Origin of the sequence: Myroides sp. C15-4 (assembly GCF_050522745.1) — a bacterium.
Classification (GTDB): domain Bacteria; phylum Bacteroidota; class Bacteroidia; order Flavobacteriales; family Flavobacteriaceae; genus Flavobacterium.
Map to the genome: position 1 here is coordinate 15,616 of NZ_JBMVQX010000009.1, position 17,493 is coordinate 33,108.

The 17,493-nt window shown below is 37.5% G+C and carries 14 protein-coding genes; 3 read left to right on the top strand and 11 right to left on the bottom strand.

The features are described from left to right. Nucleotides 1-137: 137 nt before the first annotated feature. The 3 genes from fabF to ACPDHL_RS06150 form a co-directional block, all read right to left on the bottom strand. On the bottom strand, nt 138-1,382 hold the full coding sequence (gene fabF, locus ACPDHL_RS06140; protein ID WP_430531912.1) for a beta-ketoacyl-ACP synthase II: 1,245 nt from the start codon (nt 1,380-1,382) through the stop codon (nt 138-140). Between the two features lie 77 nt (nt 1,383-1,459). Next, nucleotides 1,460-2,017 carry a TetR/AcrR family transcriptional regulator gene (locus tag ACPDHL_RS06145; RefSeq protein ID WP_430531913.1) on the bottom strand — a complete coding sequence of 186 codons (558 nt, stop codon included), beginning with the start codon at nt 2,015-2,017 and terminating at the stop codon, nt 1,460-1,462. A 228-nt stretch (nt 2,018-2,245) separates the two neighbouring features. After that, nucleotides 2,246-3,871 (bottom strand): mechanosensitive ion channel family protein, encoded by a 1,626-nt coding sequence (locus ACPDHL_RS06150; RefSeq protein ID WP_430531914.1) that lies wholly within the window; start codon nt 3,869-3,871, stop codon nt 2,246-2,248. Between the two features lie 262 nt (nt 3,872-4,133). Between ACPDHL_RS06150 and ACPDHL_RS06155 the strand changes: the two genes are divergently transcribed. Next, complete coding sequence (locus ACPDHL_RS06155; protein ID WP_430531915.1) at nt 4,134-5,588, top strand: WG repeat-containing protein; 1,455 nt, start codon at nt 4,134-4,136, stop codon at nt 5,586-5,588. Nucleotides 5,589-5,711: 123 nt separating this feature from the next. Here the strand turns inward: ACPDHL_RS06155 and ACPDHL_RS06160 are convergent, their stop codons facing one another. From ACPDHL_RS06160 to ACPDHL_RS06185, 6 genes are all read right to left on the bottom strand, one after another. Continuing rightward, complete coding sequence (locus tag ACPDHL_RS06160; RefSeq protein WP_430531916.1) at nt 5,712-7,046, bottom strand: DUF4374 domain-containing protein; 1,335 nt, start codon at nt 7,044-7,046, stop codon at nt 5,712-5,714. Between the two features lie 38 nt (nt 7,047-7,084). Further along, nucleotides 7,085-9,424, bottom strand: coding sequence for a TonB-dependent receptor (locus ACPDHL_RS06165; protein ID WP_430531917.1), 2,340 nt, complete (start codon nt 9,422-9,424; stop codon nt 7,085-7,087). A 236-nt stretch (nt 9,425-9,660) separates the two neighbouring features. Next, the gene (gene rluF, locus ACPDHL_RS06170) at nt 9,661-10,554 is read right to left on the bottom strand and encodes a 23S rRNA pseudouridine(2604) synthase RluF (RefSeq protein WP_430531918.1); all 894 of its coding nucleotides are present in this window, start codon (nt 10,552-10,554) and stop codon (nt 9,661-9,663) included. 49 nt (nt 10,555-10,603) lie between these two features. Further along, nucleotides 10,604-11,431 (bottom strand): alpha/beta fold hydrolase, encoded by an 828-nt coding sequence (locus ACPDHL_RS06175; RefSeq protein WP_430531919.1) that lies wholly within the window; start codon nt 11,429-11,431, stop codon nt 10,604-10,606. Between the two features lie 33 nt (nt 11,432-11,464). After that, complete coding sequence (locus tag ACPDHL_RS06180; protein WP_430531920.1) at nt 11,465-12,247, bottom strand: zinc ribbon domain-containing protein; 783 nt, start codon at nt 12,245-12,247, stop codon at nt 11,465-11,467. Nucleotides 12,248-12,249: 2 nt separating this feature from the next. Then, nucleotides 12,250-13,344: a Nif3-like dinuclear metal center hexameric protein gene (locus tag ACPDHL_RS06185; protein ID WP_430531921.1), complete on the bottom strand. Its 1,095-nt coding sequence runs from the start codon at nt 13,342-13,344 to the stop codon at nt 12,250-12,252. A gap of 169 nt (nt 13,345-13,513) precedes the next feature. Here ACPDHL_RS06185 and lpxK point away from each other — a divergent pair, with 169 nt between their 5' ends. Next, nucleotides 13,514-14,551 carry a tetraacyldisaccharide 4'-kinase gene (lpxK, locus tag ACPDHL_RS06190; RefSeq protein ID WP_430531922.1) on the top strand — a complete coding sequence of 346 codons (1,038 nt, stop codon included), beginning with the start codon at nt 13,514-13,516 and terminating at the stop codon, nt 14,549-14,551. Further along, nucleotides 14,511-15,326, top strand: a complete 816-nt coding sequence (locus ACPDHL_RS06195; protein ID WP_430531923.1) for a purine-nucleoside phosphorylase — start codon at nt 14,511-14,513, stop codon at nt 15,324-15,326. The genes lpxK and ACPDHL_RS06195 overlap by 41 nt, the downstream gene beginning before the upstream one ends. An 83-nt stretch (nt 15,327-15,409) precedes the next feature. Here ACPDHL_RS06195 and ACPDHL_RS06200 read toward each other — a convergent pair whose 3' ends face one another. Next, a complete protein-coding gene (locus ACPDHL_RS06200; protein ID WP_430531924.1) occupies nt 15,410-15,613 on the bottom strand; it encodes a hypothetical protein in 204 nt (67 codons plus the stop codon). Nucleotides 15,614-15,714: 101 nt separating this feature from the next. Beyond that, nucleotides 15,715-17,493, bottom strand: coding sequence for a MutS-related protein (locus tag ACPDHL_RS06205; protein ID WP_430531925.1), 1,779 nt, complete (start codon nt 17,491-17,493; stop codon nt 15,715-15,717).

The window sequence follows — 17,493 nt, forward strand, 5'->3', positions numbered from 1 at the left end:
TCGGCACTAAGCTTTTATTCTTCAGAAAAATCGATTTAATACCTAAAACTACTTAATATGTGAGAAGATGAGGCGATGAGAGGGTGACTTGAACTTTACCCTCAAAAGAACAAAACCCTCTCCCCATTTTTTTACAACTAGATAAAGCGCTTAAAGACCACACTTGAGGTATGCCCACCAAAACCAAAGGTATTATTCATGGCTACATCCACTTGTTTGGTTTGAGCTACATTAGGAGTTAGATTGAGTTTTGGATTAATTTCAGGATCAACGGTTTCCAAGTTAATTGTTGGAGGAATGATTCCCTCTGTAATACTCTTAATACACAAAATAGCTTCAATGGCTCCAGCCGCACCTAATAAATGACCTGTCATCGATTTGGTGGCACTAATGTTCAACTGATCTAAATGCGCTTCAAACAACTGAGCAATGGCTTCGCATTCACTGCGATCTCCTACGGGTGTAGCGGTCGCATGCGCATTGATGTAGTTGACATCCTTTACTTGTAAGCCAGCATCTGTTAACGCTGCTTGCATAGCTGCCCTAGCGCCTTCTCCTTCTGGATGGGTTGCTGCTACATGATAGGCATCTGATGCAGCGCCATAACCTACCAATTCACAGTAAATCTTAGCGCCTCTTTTTTGGGCGTGCTCAAGTTCTTCCAACAGTAAAATCCCAGCGCCCTCACCTGCAACAAAACCGGTGCGATTAACATCAAACGGACGAGAAGCTGTTGTTGGGTCTTCATTTGCTGTAGATAAGGCCTTCATGGCATTAAACCCTGCAATAGCCGATTGACAAATGGTTGCCTCTGCTCCACCTGCTAAAATAATATCCGCACGTCCTAAGCGAATTGCATCAAATGCACTTCCAATTGCATTGTTGGCCGCTGCACAAGCAGAAGCTACGGCATAGGTCATCCCCTTTAAACCATAGCGTATCGACAGCTGACCTGCTGCCATATTCGAAATCATTTTTGTAATAAAAAACGGATTAAACTTGGGATGGGCTTGATCGTGTGCAAAATCTAAAATCTCGTTCTCCAACGTTTCGAGTCCTCCAATCCCCGTAGCTAAAATTGCTCCCACACGATGGCGATTCACCGTATCCAAATCCAATTGTGCATCCACGATACATTCTTCCCCTGCAGCTATAGCATACTGCGTAAACAAATCCATCTTTCTTGCCTCTGGTTTTGTAAAGTATTGCAAAGGATCAAAGTTTTTTACTTCACATGCAAATTGCGTTTTAAAAGGCGTTGCATCAAAATGTGTAATCGCCCCTGCTCCACTTTGTCCTGCTATGGCATGCTGCCAAAATGTATTTACATTATTTCCCAATGGGGTAATAGCACCCAATCCTGTAATGACAACTCTTTTCATATTTCTTCTATTTTTTATTTTCTTTATACTTACTAATAAGTAAGTATAGGGGTTAAAAAAAATGAACTGCTGTAGGTTTATTTTAATTGTTCTAAAAGCCCATAACAATACCCACGATAGTCAACATACTTATTTACTCGGGCCAATTGTAAACTAGCTACTAAACTTGATAAAATTAAAAACGCTCGTTGGGCTTCGTCTTCTTCAAAGTGAAAAACGCCTTTTTCCTTTCCTACAACTAGTACTTGCGTTAACCATTGGACAATTAAATCTACGATTTTAGTCACTTCTACCTTTGTACTAGGATATAGTGTTTCCACATCTGTACTCAGCGCTCCAACAATACAAAGCTTTCGTTCGCGCTGACTTTTTATATAGATTTTAATAAAGGTTTCAATTTTTTTTACTGGATCAAAATCAAAAGCTTCCATATTGGCTATCATTTCTTCAAAACGCTGGATATTGGTTTTTACGATACTCGTTCCCAAATTTTCTTTGGTTGCAAAATAATAGTGAATTGCTGCATTTTTAATCCCCAATTCCGTAGATATATCGTGATAACTAAATCCATTATATCCTTTGGTCAGAATTAACTCTTCCCCCAGTTCTAATATTCTATCTCGTGTACTAGACATCTTTTTTTCATTAAATAACACAACAAGTTTACTTACTAATTAGTAAGTAAACAATTTTTTTAACATTCTTTTTTAGCCAAATAGTTTAAAAAAGCTCCTCTATTCTTTTAATACTAAGGGTTTTACTCCTGTTAGACTTCGTACTCTATTCGACAAAAAAAGGGTTTGTATCTGTTATTTTGATACAAACCCTGCCATTATTTAAGTTATAACTTAGCCTCCTTTTCCCTACTCTTTTACGTATTTAGGTGGAACAGTGGTATTCGTTCCATCTACATTTCTACTGACAATATAGTGAGGGGAAGCCATTTCAATCTCGTTTTCTGCAAAAACATCTTGTGCATGTTGACGTAAATCGGAATAGATTTTTGCGGTTAACTTTGCTTCTTTGATGTAGACATTCAACTGATAATCGACATAGAAATCCCTGAATTGATCCTGCAAGATGAATGGTTTTTGTCGCTTCAATACGTGCTCTGTCCTATTGGCTACTTCATAGAGCATTTCGTGCACTTTTTGCCAAGGGACATCGTATCCCACGGCAATGGTTGTATGTAAAATCAATCCGTGTTCTTTAGCCGATTGTGAATAATTGACCGTATGTGCAGACATTATATTGGAATTCGGAATGGTAATAATTTCGTTTTTCGGTGTTTTAATTCGCGTAACCAATGCTGTTTTTTCCAAGACATCACCGGTGTACTCGCCTAATTTAATGCGATCGCCAATTTTAAAAGGACGCATATAGGTAATAACTAAACCTGCTACTAAGTTTCCAATAACCGATGTTGATCCCAAGGACACCACAATACCAGCAAACACAGAAACTCCTTTAAAAATTTCGGAATCTGAATTTGGTAAATAGGGGAAAATTAGAATAAACATAAAGATAAACATCAACGCACTGATGATGTTATAGGTTGGGAAAGCCCAATCGGGATAAAACCCTTTTAGGGTTATTTTATTGTTGGCTATTTTTTCAGCTAATGAGCGAACAAATTTCTGCATATACCTGAATATAAATACAATAACAAGGATTGTAAATAATTTAGGCATATAGGCACTCACACTTTTTCCCACTGATTTTAATGGTGACAAGACATAATCCAACAATTGATCTGAAATGTGTTTGGTAAATGGAAATAGCTTGAAGACAGCTAATAATCCGATATACAAAAAGATCAAGACGATGAGAAAGCGAACTACTTTGGCAATTGTAATGGTAGTAAGCATAGCCCTGTGATCGTCAATGATACCAAACAAGCCCTTGATTTTCTTACCGCGTTGTTTCCAAATCATCACTTTAGCTATTCTATAGCCGTAGTAAATATATTTGATAATGAAAATCTCCGCAATAATAATCCCAATGGTTCCTGCTATTTGCAAGAGTAACTGTTGCCAGCTCATGCTGTGCTGTTGTAATTCTACTGCATCTATAATTTGCTTCTTATAAAACGCTGCGGCTTGAATTTTTGTTTTCCCCTCCTGAGTGGCTTGAATTGTATCTACACTCATTAAGATTTCATTATCATACATCAAATTGAGGTAATTTCCTGTATCGACAAATTTGATGGAATCTCCATCAAATAAATAGTTGTCAACCAAAGAGGCTATCTTGTTTTCGATTGATTTAGCGCGTTGCTTGGAGGTAAACGATCCGATATTCCCATAAACATTAAATAGTGTATCGTGCATTATAATCACCGGCGTTTTTTCCAAGACAATATAAGCAGGCTGTGCTGTTTCTACCTTTTCTGGAGTTTTAGGTTTTTTGTCTTTTGCCCAGGTGATGCATCCCATAAACAACACAGTCAATAGAATGAAAAAGCGAAAATTCAATGAATAATACTTCATACGTAAGGATTCTAAATATCATAACAAATTTACTTTAAAAATCTGAATATAAAATCTTATTTTCAATAGGAGATGCAAATCCTTGTCTCTTGAATAACAGCTTGAACAACCCCAAGTTATTCTTTTTTATATCTCGAAACGCTTCGCAAAGTGTTCTTTCGTCTTTTGCCTTTTATTTGTTTTCAAAACCCCTATTAATAGGGAGACTGATACCTGTTTAAATCCAGTACATTCGTTTATCTAACTTTAAACAGCGTGTAACATGCGTTTCTCCCTTTTACTACTCGCTATTTTTTCCTTTATGGGATGCTATTCGTCTAAAGAACGCCTTCAACAACCTAGAGTCAAGCAAGAACTTTATCCCTATTTAAAAAAGAACGGCAATTACATGTATGTAGATACCGATTTTACTCCCGTCCTCCCTACGGAATACAGGCATGCGGATTTATTTACTTCAACAGGATATGCAGTAGTTCAAAACGAACAAGAGGAATATGCAGTCATCAATCAATCAGGAGAAACGGTGGTCTCCTTTTCTGAGCGCTATCTATCTTTACAGGTACTAACGGATCAACTAACTGTTGTCATGCGTCGAGAAACCTATACTAAAACCTCGCGTTTTTGGGAATGGGAATGGACTATTTTTTCGGGTTTAAATACAACCGTATCGCGTCAAAAATTTGACGTTTTCATCCTTGAAACCGATCAAGTGTTGTATTCGAAAAAACTCAGTGCTAAGGCCTCTCTTCCTTCCCATATACAACTACTGGATGATCAGCACTTTGTGTTCAACGAAACGCTGTATATCCGCAAGGGAAAGCGTTTAGTAAAACAAGCGGGTCACATTATTGATACGTTTAACAATCAGCGCGTTTTACAACAAAACGGAGAAAAATACGCCCTGCTAAACGCGAATGAAAAGCGACCTGAACGACAAAATCTAGAGGCAACAGACCAATTATCTTTTCTTGTTGAGGGTGAAAAAATGGTGCTAAATGGAGTAAATCAACGCCGTTATTATTCAACCGTACCTCACTTCTTGTACGATTCCGACAATCAGACATACTGGATAGAACCTCAATTTGACAAAGCTTTTCCAAAAGCGATCACCCTACAAGCACCAGAACAATTGGACTACCTTCAAAAGGTAAGCTATGTCAACTCGATTCCCGATTATTCCTACTTCATCTTGGGTGTCTTCTATTATGACGCATGGGTATATGATTGGAAATATGTATCCGAAACTGGGCAACTTTTAGATTCAATTGATGCTCCTGATTTCTTTGTTCTCGATGTTGTTTCAAGAGTACATCGTCCCTATACATCTGAACTAATTACTGCGGATCAATTGCCTGAAAACACAACGATACAAAAAATAACCAAAAACAGTTCCCTCAACCATGTCTTTAAAATAACAATAAAAGACAAAGCAGGTGTTGAACGCGTGGGCTTGTGGAATACGCAAACAAAAAATTGGGATTTAGCACCAATATACCAAGACTTGTATTGGTTGGATGTAGACTTGGGATTATTAGCCGTAGCACAAGAAGAATATCGCTATCAGCTGTATGACTATGAAACCAAACAAACGATCACATCTTCCATTTACAAATCAATCTATACTTCAGGTTGGGGTACAGTAGAAGATGCAATGGGGAAACAACATCAGTTTTACATTGACTTTAAAACACGAAAAGAATATCGCGAACCGAAATAACCATTGCTTAAAACGAAACACAGTTGACGTATTGCTCAACGATCCCCAATAAAAAAGAGGTTAAACGGAACTGTTTAACCTCTTTTTTCACTAACTAATTACAAATGAATAACAACAAATAAATTATTTATATGCGTTGATTTTTACAATATTACCAACGGTTCCATCTCCTAAATCTTGAATTTCCAACCCTTTTGTAAAGGTTGCTGTTGTTCTATCTAATAGATACACATGCGATTTTGCTGCTGCAGTAATCGGTACAAATACGTCATTTCCTTCTACGTAAGGTGTCCCAATTTCGGCGATTAATCCTGGTTCAGCAACTCCTTCAATCCACTTAAACTCTCCTGTTTTTGCATTGAATAGTGCTAATTTGTTTGCTGGTGCCATATTCCAAGATTGATCTGTGTTTGCAAACATGTTTAAGATAAACTGATCTTTACCTACTGCATATACTTTATACACTTTGTGACCTCCAGATTTTGCTTCTAAGTTGAAGTAGTATGAACTGTCAAATTTTAATGTATTCTTATCGAATTTCAATACAGCTGAAGGCTTCGTAGAGAAAGCGCCTTTTTCTTGGCTAATCATAGCGGATGGTGAGAATACATAAATATCTCCACTAGCCCCTTTTCCAATTGTAGATACGCGACTAGATCTGTAACGAGCGACAGCAAAACTCATGCGGTCATCTTTGATTACATTTTCTAATACCACTCTATTTTCAGGTTCTTTTGACATATCTAATTTGAAGATTGCCAACCATACGCGGTCTCTAAACGCAGAAGTATTGTCTTGGTCGCTATTTTCCGTAATTTTAAACGGTTCAATCGCCATAACAAAACGGTCGTTTCCAATATCTTCTAATCCTGCAAAGTTCGCATACTCGCCTTCTTCAGCAATGTTTTCGACATTGACAAATGACGTAAACTCAATAGCTCCTGTTACTCCATTAATGAAGTTAAACGCTTGTCCTTTTTTGCCGTTTTCCAATTCAATTCCCCCTGTTGTAGAGATCATGAATCGCCCGAAAGCAGTGATAAACTCTTCTCTATTAGGTAAATCTACTAAGGTATTTTCCTGTAAACGCAAGTCTTTGTTTAACATCCAGCTTTGCATTCCAGAAGGATCTCCTTTTCTGTATTCAAAAACGTAAGCACGTAGGTCTTTAAACGTATAGATATTTTTACCCAAGGCTGTTTTACCATTTCCTTTAACGCTAATCGCACCTTCTTTTAAGTTATCCACTTCAAGAAGTAGATTGGTTTTGGAAGCACTAGCACCTAGGATATATTTTGTTCCCAGTAAATCTTCTGGATTTCTTGAACCATCGTCAATTACTTCTTCTTCTCCTCCTTCTCCGCCTTTACTTGAATTATCATCACTTGAACAACTTGTCAAAGAGAATGTACTAACTAAAAAAGCTAATACCATGGTAGATAGAACTCTTTTTTTCATTTTAATTTGATATTAATAGATTATAATTTAGATTATTTTTAGTAGCTATAGCGGATTTTAAACATCACACTTCTTCCTGGTTTTTGGAAGCTGTAATTATCATACGCTAGTTTGTCGAATAGATTATTAACTTCTACTGTAAGATGTAAGGCGTTTTTAAATAAACTATAGGAAGCACTTACATCGTGTACCACTTGAGAAGGAATCCAGATCGGTTCTTCACCTATACTCTGGAAATCATAACTGTAATGATCAATATATCTCAAGTTATAGCCTACATTTAGGTTATTCCCCTTTTGACCTAAATCTTTAAACAACAAGCCCGCATCAAGAGACCCAAAGAAATAGGGTTCATTGGGAATGCGCTCTTCATAATAGGAGTTTAACTCTGTATCACTTCCAATAGCATACTTTTGTTTACTGCGGATACTTTGTGTAGTTAAACTTCCTCCTAATTGCAAGAAATCATTGTACACATAACGAGCTTCCACATTGAGGCCAATGCTTTCTACTCCACCGATATTCACACTAGACGCTCTTGATCCTGATCCATAGGGATTGCTTCGGATATAGTCTTCTGTTTTGCGATATACAAATCCTGCATCTGCAAATACTGCGTGTACTTTATCTAGAACAGTTGAATAGCTCAAGTTGAAATTGTAGTTATTCCCTGCTTCGGGTTTTAAGCCTGTATTTCCCCAAACCATATCCCCATCACCAAACAATTCGCTGTCTGTTGGCAGGCGGTACGTTTTCTCAAAAGAGGATTTTACCTGAAAATCCTTCCATAGATAGGTCGCTGCTATTCCATATCCACTTTTATCTACACTGGTACTTTCACTTAGATAGGTGTGTTTAATGGAATAGTGTTTTCCAAAGATGGATACATTCAAGTTATCTAGGATATTATATCGATAAGATAAAGCCGTGATATTTTTTAAACTTCTACGCGTCGTTTCACTTTTCTTTTCGCTTTCCGTTTCTTTAACTGCTAGGGGGTCTTCTGTTTTTCTATTGAAGTAGTAAATCACGTTATTTAAACTAAACGCGTGTTTGTCGTTTACTTTATAACTGATATTGGCTGTAGTTGAACCGTTGTGGTCAAAGAATTTCACTAGAGAAGGACCTCCACCAGATTCTCCTTTTTTCATGGTTTTAATACGCTCACCTGCCCAGTTATACTTGTATCTTGAGGTATCGATATTTTGGTTGTATCCGGCGTTATAGGTAGAGGTAAGTGTTACATCTAATCCTTCAGTAAACAAGTTGCGTTTGCTGTATTCTAAGGAAGGCATAATGGTTACGGAGCGACGCTTTTTCTGTCCAAACACCTTTTCCATAATCGTTCCAGTTTGCACGCCTTTTTTACCTTCTCCATAGGTAAATCCTAGGAGTAATCGGTCGGCATACGACTTATCTATCACCCCTACTTTAGCCACTACGGTAGCGGTTTGAAAGCGATCGTTGAATCGTTTTACCCATTGTTTTTCTTTAGAGTAAACCCCCGTTTTTAAATTGGCAACAGGAACGTATACTTTGTAGTTGTTATCCGAATAATTTTGGAAAGCATTCACTTGAAAGGTCATACCATTATCAAAAACCTTACTTACATTAAGGTGACTTTTATAGGTATTGAAAGAACCGGTAGCAAAGGAAGCATCAATTTTAGTTTCCTTGGCTTTATTCGTGATAATATTAACGGCACCACCTAAAGCATCAGAGCCAAATTCAACAGGAACTACTCCTTTATATACTTCGATGCGATCAACCATGGTGATGGGTAGGTTGTTAATCTTAAACTCACTTCCAAATCCCTCCATCGGAACGCCATCCATAAAGAATCGAATATGACGACCACTAAATCCGTTCATGGAAAACGTATAATCTGATCCTTCTGCTCCATCTCTTCTCACTTTTACACCCGAAACACGGTCTAGCGCACCTGAAACATCCAAAGAGGTGTTGTATAAGGGTTTCGCATCAATTGCAATTACATTATACGCAGACTCTCTCACTTTTTCAATAGGGCTCTTCACCTGTAAGATCACATCATCTAAAATGGCGTCTTTCGCTTTTAGGACAATGTGTTTCTTTACCTGTTCCCCATCTTCAACAGTAACGCGAAGCTCTACTGATTCATAACTAATATGTTGAACCACTAATTTGTAAGTACCTCCAGCGCCTACTTTTAGCTTAAAAGCTCCTTGCTCATTAGTTAAATCACTCTTTTTTGTTTCCACCAAGGCAACTGTTGCAAAATCGATGGGATTTCCCTTCTCATCTTGTACAACTCCCCCAATACTTGTGGGTTTGTGTTGTGCATGAGCAGCAAATAATTGGCCTAGGATACACGTGGTTAGTAATAGAAATTTCCTCATGGACGAATAAATTGTAGTAATTGGTAAATATGCTTTTATTTAGACTTAATATAAACAGCATGCAAATATATAGACTTTTTTAACATATCTAAAAATTATTTAGACTAATTTCAAATTACATTTGATTCGTGAATGAGATATTTGAATTATGTACTCAAAATGAGAACTATTTCTGAAAGGGATGTTCTTTAAAATAATGGATATCGCAATAAAAACAAAAAAGAGAGAATTAATATTTAATTCTCTCTTCTTCTTGAAATTCTTTCGTTACGCAGTGTTGGACCTGATTTTTTAGAATTATTTCGCTCTCTGTCGAACTTCTTTTTCGGTCTTCTATCCTCTTGGCGGTTGTGTTCCACCGATGTTGTGCTTTTTTCTGGTTGTCTTGCATCCTGAGTAAGGCTTGCTTCTTCTGTTTTAATCGAAGGGGCGATCAATTGATTCAATTCAGCCAATTCAGCTGCTGTAATTTCGCGGTATTGTCCTACGGGTACATCTAGGCTGATATTGATAATTCGAATGCGTTTTAGCGCTACTACATCATAATCAAAATACTCACACATGCGTCGAATTTGTCGATTTAGCCCTTGTGTCAAGAATATTCGAAAGACAAAACGACTAATTCGCTCCACACGACATTCTTTGGTCATGGTATCTAAAATAGGCACCCCTTGCCCCATGCGTTGGATGAAACGATCGGTAATTGGCTTGTTTACGGTAACAATATATTCTTTTTCGTGATTGTTCTTTTGGCGCAATATCTTATTGACAATATCGCCATCATTAGTCATGATAATTAATCCTTCACTATCCTTATCCAAACGTCCTACTGGAAAAATGCGTTTAGGGTAATTGATATAGTCTACAATATTATCTCTTACTTTTTTATTGGTGGTACATTCAATGCCCACGGGTTTATTAAAAGCTAAATAGACAAAATCTTCATTAGTTTGTCGGATCAGTTTTCCATTCACACGGATTTCATCTGCATCAGTTACCTTTAATCCTAGTTCAGGTAGCTTTCCATTTACTGTAATGCGTCCTTCTTCGATTAATCGATCGGCTTCTCTTCTCGAGCAGAACCCCACTTCTGATAAATATTTATTTAAACGCGTTTCTTGATTTTCCATAGCGCAAAAGTAAATAATAAATTTCGTTACTTATACAAAGAAATACGTTCTAGCTTAAAAACGTACGAATTGTTTCAAAAACCAAGGGATCTTGGAGGCTATGCCCCAAATCAATTGTCGTGACTACTGGATTGTTCTTTGCTTGAAGTGCCTGATGAAACCCTATAGCTTCTTGAAAAGAGACTTGTGCATCGTGAATATCATGAATACACAGGATGGGAATAGGCATGGTTGTTGTCGCTTGTGTACTACAATAATTCGCTAAGGGCTGTCCGAGGAGCGTTTCAATATAGTGGCGATACGCTTGACGCAATCGACGGTTATAGCCTAACAAGAGAAAGTACTGGGCTAAAATTTCCTCAAAGCGATCAAACGATCCTAAAATAACGGCCTTTTGAACCGAAGGATAGGATGTAACACTCAACTGTTGAAAGGCGGTAAAAGCACCTAAAGAATGTGCGACAACACCTTGCGGTTGAAAGTGTTGAATGACGAGATCAATTACTTCTTGATAATTCTTTACGCTCAAGTTTTTTCCCTTACTCTGTCCTAAACTCGGCGCATCAAAAGCGATCAGGCGAAAGGCATCTCCTAAATAGGTGTGCAGGGCTTCCCAACGGGCACTATTGCTTTCCCAACCGTGGATCAATAAAATCAAGGGTTTATCAATCGCTTGTGTATGCCATTGATAGGTATAAACCTGTTCCCCTTGATAGACCAAGGTTTCCACTTTTGCTTGCTGCAAGAATTCGGGTAAATGCGCAGGCTGAAGCTTTCCCTTACGCGGGGTAGAAAAAAGTTTATGCACCCAGTAAACGGCTTTATTTACTGAAATAAGGCTAAGAACATTCACTAAAGTGCCAACTACTTTTTCCATACAAAAAAAAGCCTCTTAAAAAGAGGCTTTATATTATTTTAAACCAGCGATAATCGCGTCGATTTTTTCTTTTTCTTCTTCAGCTAAAGCGCTATCTACAAGAATACGTCCACTGTGCTCATCGGTAATGATTTTTTTACGCGCAGCAATTTCTACTTGCGTTTGTGGTGGAATGGTAAAATACGATCCTACAGAAGCTCCTCTTTCAATTGACACTACTGCTAATCCATTTTTAACTCCTCCTCTGATTCTCAAATACGCATTTAATAAACGCTCTTCAATATCTTGTTTGAACTCTTCTGATTTAGCTAACAACGTTTGCTCTTCGCGTTCTGTTTCTGACATAATGTTTTTCAACTCTGCTTCAATGTGAGTTAAGTGCTCATTACGTGCATTCAAACGCTCTTCTGTTTGTGCAATGTTGCTTTTTTTATTCTCGATACTCACTTTCATCTCACGAATGTGTTTTTCAGCAAGTTCGATTTCTAACTTTTGAAATTCAATTTCTTTTTCTAAAGAGTTGAATTCTCTGTTATTTTTTACTTCGTTTTGTTGCTCAGTATACTTTTTAATAGCTTCTTTAAACTCTTCAATGGCATTTTTTTTCTCTTTAATACCACTTTCGATGCCATTTAAATCTACATGAAGTTTCTCTAAGCGTTTGTTAAGTCCAGCAACTTCGTCTTTTAAGTCTTCAACTTCAAGAGGTAGCTCTCCTCTCATATTTCTGATTTCATCGATTCTTGAGTCAATCAATTGTAAGTCGTAAAGCGCTCTTAATTTCTCTTCAACCGTTAATTCTTTTTTCTTTGTCATCGTTATAAGTAGTTAACTGGATTCGTATTTACTGTTGATAAAATAACTGCAAAATTAGGCATTTTTTTTGAAAGAAACTCAACTATATAATTTTTTGTATATCTTTCACTTTCAAAATGACCAATATCAGCCAAAACAAGCTGGTTTTCAGCCTCATAAAATTGATGGTATTTTAGATCGGCCGTAATAAAAGCATCTGCTTTTTGCTGTAAGGCTGCTTTAATAGCAAAACTTCCTGAACCGCCAAGCACAGCAACTTTTTGAATGGGTTTACCCAAAAGTGCGCTATGGCGAATACCGCCCGTCCCTGTTTTGTCTTTTACCAGCTCCAAAAAAGCGCGTTCTTCCATGGGTTGCTTCAATTCGCCTATCATACCCATTCCTACATTTTGCAACTTATTCTCTAGGTTATACAGCTCATAAGCCACTTCTTCATACGGATGCGCTTGGAATAGATTACGCAAAATTTTACCCTGCAAATGTTTTTCAAACGTGACCTCCACTTTATTTTCAGCAACAACTTCTTCTATTCCTGCCTTTCCAAGTACGGGATTGCTCTTCTCATTTCCCTTAAAACTACCTGTTCCTTCGGATACAAAACTACAGTGTTCGTAATTGCCAATCGCTCCAGCGCCTGCAGCAAATAAAGCTTGTCGTACCTTTTCGGTCTCTTGCATGGGAACATAAGTTACCAATTTTTGAATATAGTTCGCTTTAGGCAGTAATATTTTGGTATTCGTCAAGCCAAGCGTATTGCAAAAAATTTTGTTGACGCCTTCCTGATGATTGTCTAAAGCGGTGTGAATCGCATAAATGGCAATATCGTTTTTGATTGCTTTAATCACTGCTCTTTCAACATAATTTTTTCCCGTAATCTTTTTCAAACCCGAAAAGAGAATGGGATGAAAACACACAATAAGGTTGCATTGTTTTTCAATTGCCTCTTCAACAACGGTTTCCAATGCATCGTGGCAAACTAAAATTCCATTGACTTCCTGCTCATAACTGCCCACAAGCAAGCCTACATTGTCAAAATCCTCAGCATAACTCAAAGGAGCAAGCTCTTCCAAAATGGGAATAATATTTTTTACTTTCATATTCAATTACAAGCTATCAATCATTATTTCTCAAAGATACAAAAACCAATTTATTCCTTTCTTCTTTCTTTACTCAGTCTCCAATTATATGACCATGCTACAGCAGTCTTCCCAACTACACTTCTTACTATTTCTTTCTAAAAGCTAAAAAAAGTAATACTTTCGTAGGATGAAATTACTCCGTCTTTTACTTTTTCCTTTTGCCATTTTATATGGTTGTATTACAGGAATCCGCAACTGGTTCTATGCGATAGGTCTATTCAAGCGCACTGCTTTTGCTATTCCATCGATTGTGGTGGGCAACCTCAGCGTGGGTGGAACAGGAAAAACCCCCATGGTAGAATATATTATTCGCCTGTTGAAAGACCGCTATCAAACCGCAACATTAAGCAGAGGATACAAGAGAAAAAGCGAAGGGTTCTTCTTAGCTGATGCTCAGACAACCATGGAACAAATTGGCGATGAGCCCTTTCAGTATCACACCAAATTTGACAACATCGCCGTAGCTGTGGATGCCAAACGCGTGAATGGAGTTCGCCGTATTTTGGAAGAAAAACCACAAACAGAGGTTATCGTTTTGGATGATGCTTTTCAGCATCTCGCTTTTCAAGGGGGACTATACGTTTTACTTACCACCTATGATGATCCTTATTTTAACGATTTTATATTGCCTACAGGTAATTTAAGAGAATCGAGAAAAGGAGCAAAACGCGCAGATATTATCGTGATTACCAAATGTCCGAAAGACCTCAGCCCTGCCCAACAAAAAAACATAACACAACAATTACATCTAAAGCAAAGACAATTGTCTTTTTTTACGTATATTGATTTTAGTAAAATTGCATATTCAAAGTCTGATTCAGTGGAGGTTACTCAATTAATTCAGGAGGATTTTATTATGGTCGCAGGCATCGCAAAACCCCAATCGTTTTTCGATCACCTCAAAAAAGAAGACACAACGTGTTTGACTTTTCCTGACCATCATCATTTTTCACCTGCTGATATTGAGTTAATTTTGAAGACAGCAGCAGGAAGATCGATCATCACAACGGAAAAAGATTATGTTCGTCTCAATGGACTTCTTCCTGAACGTCAATTATTTTATTTACCTATTCAAACCGCTTTTTTAAACCATAGCGAAGCGTTTGACACTAAAATTTTAAACTATGTGGGAGAAAGTACAAGAAACCGTTCGATTCATCATTGAAAAAACGAATTTTAAACCAGAAATCGGTATCGTTTTAGGCTCAGGATTGGGTAACCTAACAGCAGATATCACTATTGAGCATGAGATTTCCTATGCCGATATTCCCAACTTTCCAGTATCTACGGTTCAAGGACATAAAGGAGCCCTGATCTTCGGAACAATTGGAGGTAAAAAAGTGGTAGCCATGCAAGGGCGTTTTCACTACTATGAGGGCTATGATATTAAAACTACGGTTTTTCCAATTCGCGTGATGAAGTACTTAGGTGTAGAAACACTTATTGTTTCCAATGCTTCTGGAGGAGTTAATCCATCCTTTAAAGTAGGTGATATCATGATTATTAAAGATCACATCAATGCCTTTCCTGATCATCCATTACGCGGGCATAATGACGAGCGTTTTGGTCCTCGTTTTGTCAATATGAATGAAGTGTACACCAAAAGCATTATTGAACAAGCCCAAGTCATTGCAAAAGCAAAAAACTACGATATTAAAGAAGGCGTATACTACGGTTTGCAAGGACCAACATTTGAAACCCTAGCGGAATACAAAATGGTACGCGCAGTAGGCGGTGATTGTGTAGGGATGTCAACCGTTCCAGAAGTAATCGTAGCCCGTCACATGGACATGAAGGTTTTCGGTATTTCAGTGATTTCTGATATGGGGAACGAAGATGGGATTGCTGATGTCAACCACGATGAAGTACTCAAAGCAGTACAAGCAGCAGAACCTATTGCTCGAGATTTAATCAATACCTTAGTTTCTACCTTAGCTTAAACTTATTTGATTCTATATAAAAAGTAAAGGCTGTTCCTTAATCAGGAACAGCCTTTACTTTTTATCTTGTAATTTCTTTATTTTTATTGATTTACTTCTTTTTTACGCTTCAATTGTTTCAAGGAAAGAAAAAAACTTGTTACCCCGAAAAACAAACCTGCACCATTAAAAAACCAGTAAAACACGGGCATATCTTGCATCAATAAAAGTCCTAGGGCTACAAAGGAAATCCCTAATAGGCCATAAAGTTGTGGTTTTTTACCCTCTGTAATCATTACCTTTTTCATTTTTCATCTGATTTAGTCCAAGCAAACTTATGTTAATAATAACAAAAAACAAAATTTATCACTACCATTTTTCCAGTTGACAGTACACGATTAAGAGTTAACTAATCAATAATCTGCATTTTCTTCATAATAAAGGTTGCATTCTTATTCTGACAAATACCGTCCCTTATTTTATAATCGAAATGTAAGTCGTCCTTTTTAATTTCGACTTCAAAACATTTATTCATTAAGATAGCAGGATACTCATTCGTGGTATTACACACTTCCAAATCATGGGTAGCGATCATACCATAGGTCTGTTCGCGGATTAATTTGAGAATCACCCCAATCGTTCCACTTTGTTTATCATCCGAATTCGTTCCCCTTAGAATCTCATCCAGCAACACAAAGCACGATTCACTCTGCACTTGTTCGATAATCATCTTCAAGCGTTTCACCTCCGCATAGAAGTAGGATTCACTGTCTTCTAACGAATCTGTTAGGCGCATGGATACCAATAAAGGCAATGGAAAAAATGTAGCTTTTGTTGCGCAAATCGGTGCTCCTATTCCCGCTAAGACCAAGTTTACTCCTATCGTACGCAAAAACGTACTTTTTCCAGACATATTGGATCCTGTTAGAATCACAAAACGCTGATCGGAAAAATCGATGTCATTGGTCACGCGTTTCTTTGCATTTAGCAAGGGATGCCCTAGATCTTGGAAGGACATTTGATTGGTGTCATTCAGCACAGGAAAGGTGTAACTTCTGTTGTTGTAGGAATAGTTTCCCAACGAATTAAAGGCTTCAACCTCCCCTACGATATCAATAACGGTTAGTACCAACCCTCCTTTTTCTTTCTTCCACGTTAAGAATTTGTGCAACACATGGACGTGGAATTGAAACAATCCATTAAATAAGATGGACACAAATAGATTGGCAACCGTTTCCAATTGTTCAAATAAACGCGATAATTTTTTGAGTTCGACACTGGCTTTAAACGAATCGCTTTTAATTTTGGTCAAGTACTCTTTCATGCGTGTTGTAGCAAATTCTTCCTTTTCTATTCGCTTGATAATCGCACTATAGCTTTCAATGGTTTCGTGTATTTTTTCAACTCCACCAATTTCTGCTTGGATCAACCTCACTTTTGCCATGGCCATAATGAGGTTTAACGAGAATACAGTAGAAGCTATATACCCCCATATGATATTGGACGAATCGACAAAAAATCCGATGGACGCTATGACAAATACCAAAGGCATAACATAGGCAAGTACTAAAGAAAGCTTACTCAACGTATTTACCTTCGATTGACTCCAACTTTTCAATCGTTCATAGGCTTCTTTATTGAGGTTGGACAATTTACTATAGGCATAGATTTCTTGTCTCCACTCAACCTTTTGTGAGAGTTCTTTTATCACCTCTTGATTTTTGAGGATATCGTCTTTGTTGCTTCGGCTTTTTAAAAGCGTTGCCAAATGTTCTTTTCCTTTATAAGAAGCGGTTCGATTGAGGTATTGGTAAATGGATTTTGGTCCAAAAATATCCAAATCAAAGGCATAGGGATGATCAGGCGTATGAAATTCATTGCCTTCTTCAAAAGGCCAATGATCTTTTTTGACAAAGTCATCTTCTTCTTGATTGATTTGCATCAGCGCTTCAGCATAGCGCATCTTCCAAGAGTAAGAGGCGTGAATACGCAAGAAAATGAGAAATACGAGCACTAAACCTCCTGTTACGTATAAATACTGATAATCTGCACGAGATACAGACAAATAGAAACAGTAGACAATCGCCAGAAAAGCGACTAAACGCAAGGCACCTACTATTTTGTATTTTTTTCTAATCTCATTGTATTTATGTTGAAAAAGGGAATGTCTCTTGGCGTATATCTCCAT

What these genes read in the sequence shown, in the direction of transcription:
- ACPDHL_RS06205 (WP_430531925.1), bottom strand. Translation starts at nt 17,493, where the DNA reads ATGGAGATATACGCCAAGAGACATTCCCTTTTTCAACATAAATACAAT.
- ACPDHL_RS06195 (WP_430531923.1), top strand. Translation starts at nt 14,511, where the DNA reads ATGTGGGAGAAAGTACAAGAAACCGTTCGATTCATCATTGAAAAAACG.
- ACPDHL_RS06180 (WP_430531920.1), bottom strand. Translation starts at nt 12,247, where the DNA reads ATGACAAAGAAAAAAGAATTAACGGTTGAAGAGAAATTAAGAGCGCTT.
- ACPDHL_RS06155 (WP_430531915.1), top strand. Translation starts at nt 4,134, where the DNA reads ATGCGTTTCTCCCTTTTACTACTCGCTATTTTTTCCTTTATGGGATGC.
- ACPDHL_RS06185 (WP_430531921.1), bottom strand. Translation starts at nt 13,344, where the DNA reads ATGAAAGTAAAAAATATTATTCCCATTTTGGAAGAGCTTGCTCCTTTG.
- ACPDHL_RS06145 (WP_430531913.1), bottom strand. Translation starts at nt 2,017, where the DNA reads ATGTCTAGTACACGAGATAGAATATTAGAACTGGGGGAAGAGTTAATT.
- rluF (WP_430531918.1), bottom strand. Translation starts at nt 10,554, where the DNA reads ATGGAAAATCAAGAAACGCGTTTAAATAAATATTTATCAGAAGTGGGG.
- fabF (WP_430531912.1), bottom strand. Translation starts at nt 1,382, where the DNA reads ATGAAAAGAGTTGTCATTACAGGATTGGGTGCTATTACCCCATTGGGA.
- ACPDHL_RS06200 (WP_430531924.1), bottom strand. Translation starts at nt 15,613, where the DNA reads ATGAAAAAGGTAATGATTACAGAGGGTAAAAAACCACAACTTTATGGC.
- ACPDHL_RS06165 (WP_430531917.1), bottom strand. Translation starts at nt 9,424, where the DNA reads ATGAGGAAATTTCTATTACTAACCACGTGTATCCTAGGCCAATTATTT.
- ACPDHL_RS06175 (WP_430531919.1), bottom strand. Translation starts at nt 11,431, where the DNA reads ATGGAAAAAGTAGTTGGCACTTTAGTGAATGTTCTTAGCCTTATTTCA.
- ACPDHL_RS06150 (WP_430531914.1), bottom strand. Translation starts at nt 3,871, where the DNA reads ATGAAGTATTATTCATTGAATTTTCGCTTTTTCATTCTATTGACTGTG.
- ACPDHL_RS06160 (WP_430531916.1), bottom strand. Translation starts at nt 7,046, where the DNA reads ATGAAAAAAAGAGTTCTATCTACCATGGTATTAGCTTTTTTAGTTAGT.
- lpxK (WP_430531922.1), top strand. Translation starts at nt 13,514, where the DNA reads ATGAAATTACTCCGTCTTTTACTTTTTCCTTTTGCCATTTTATATGGT.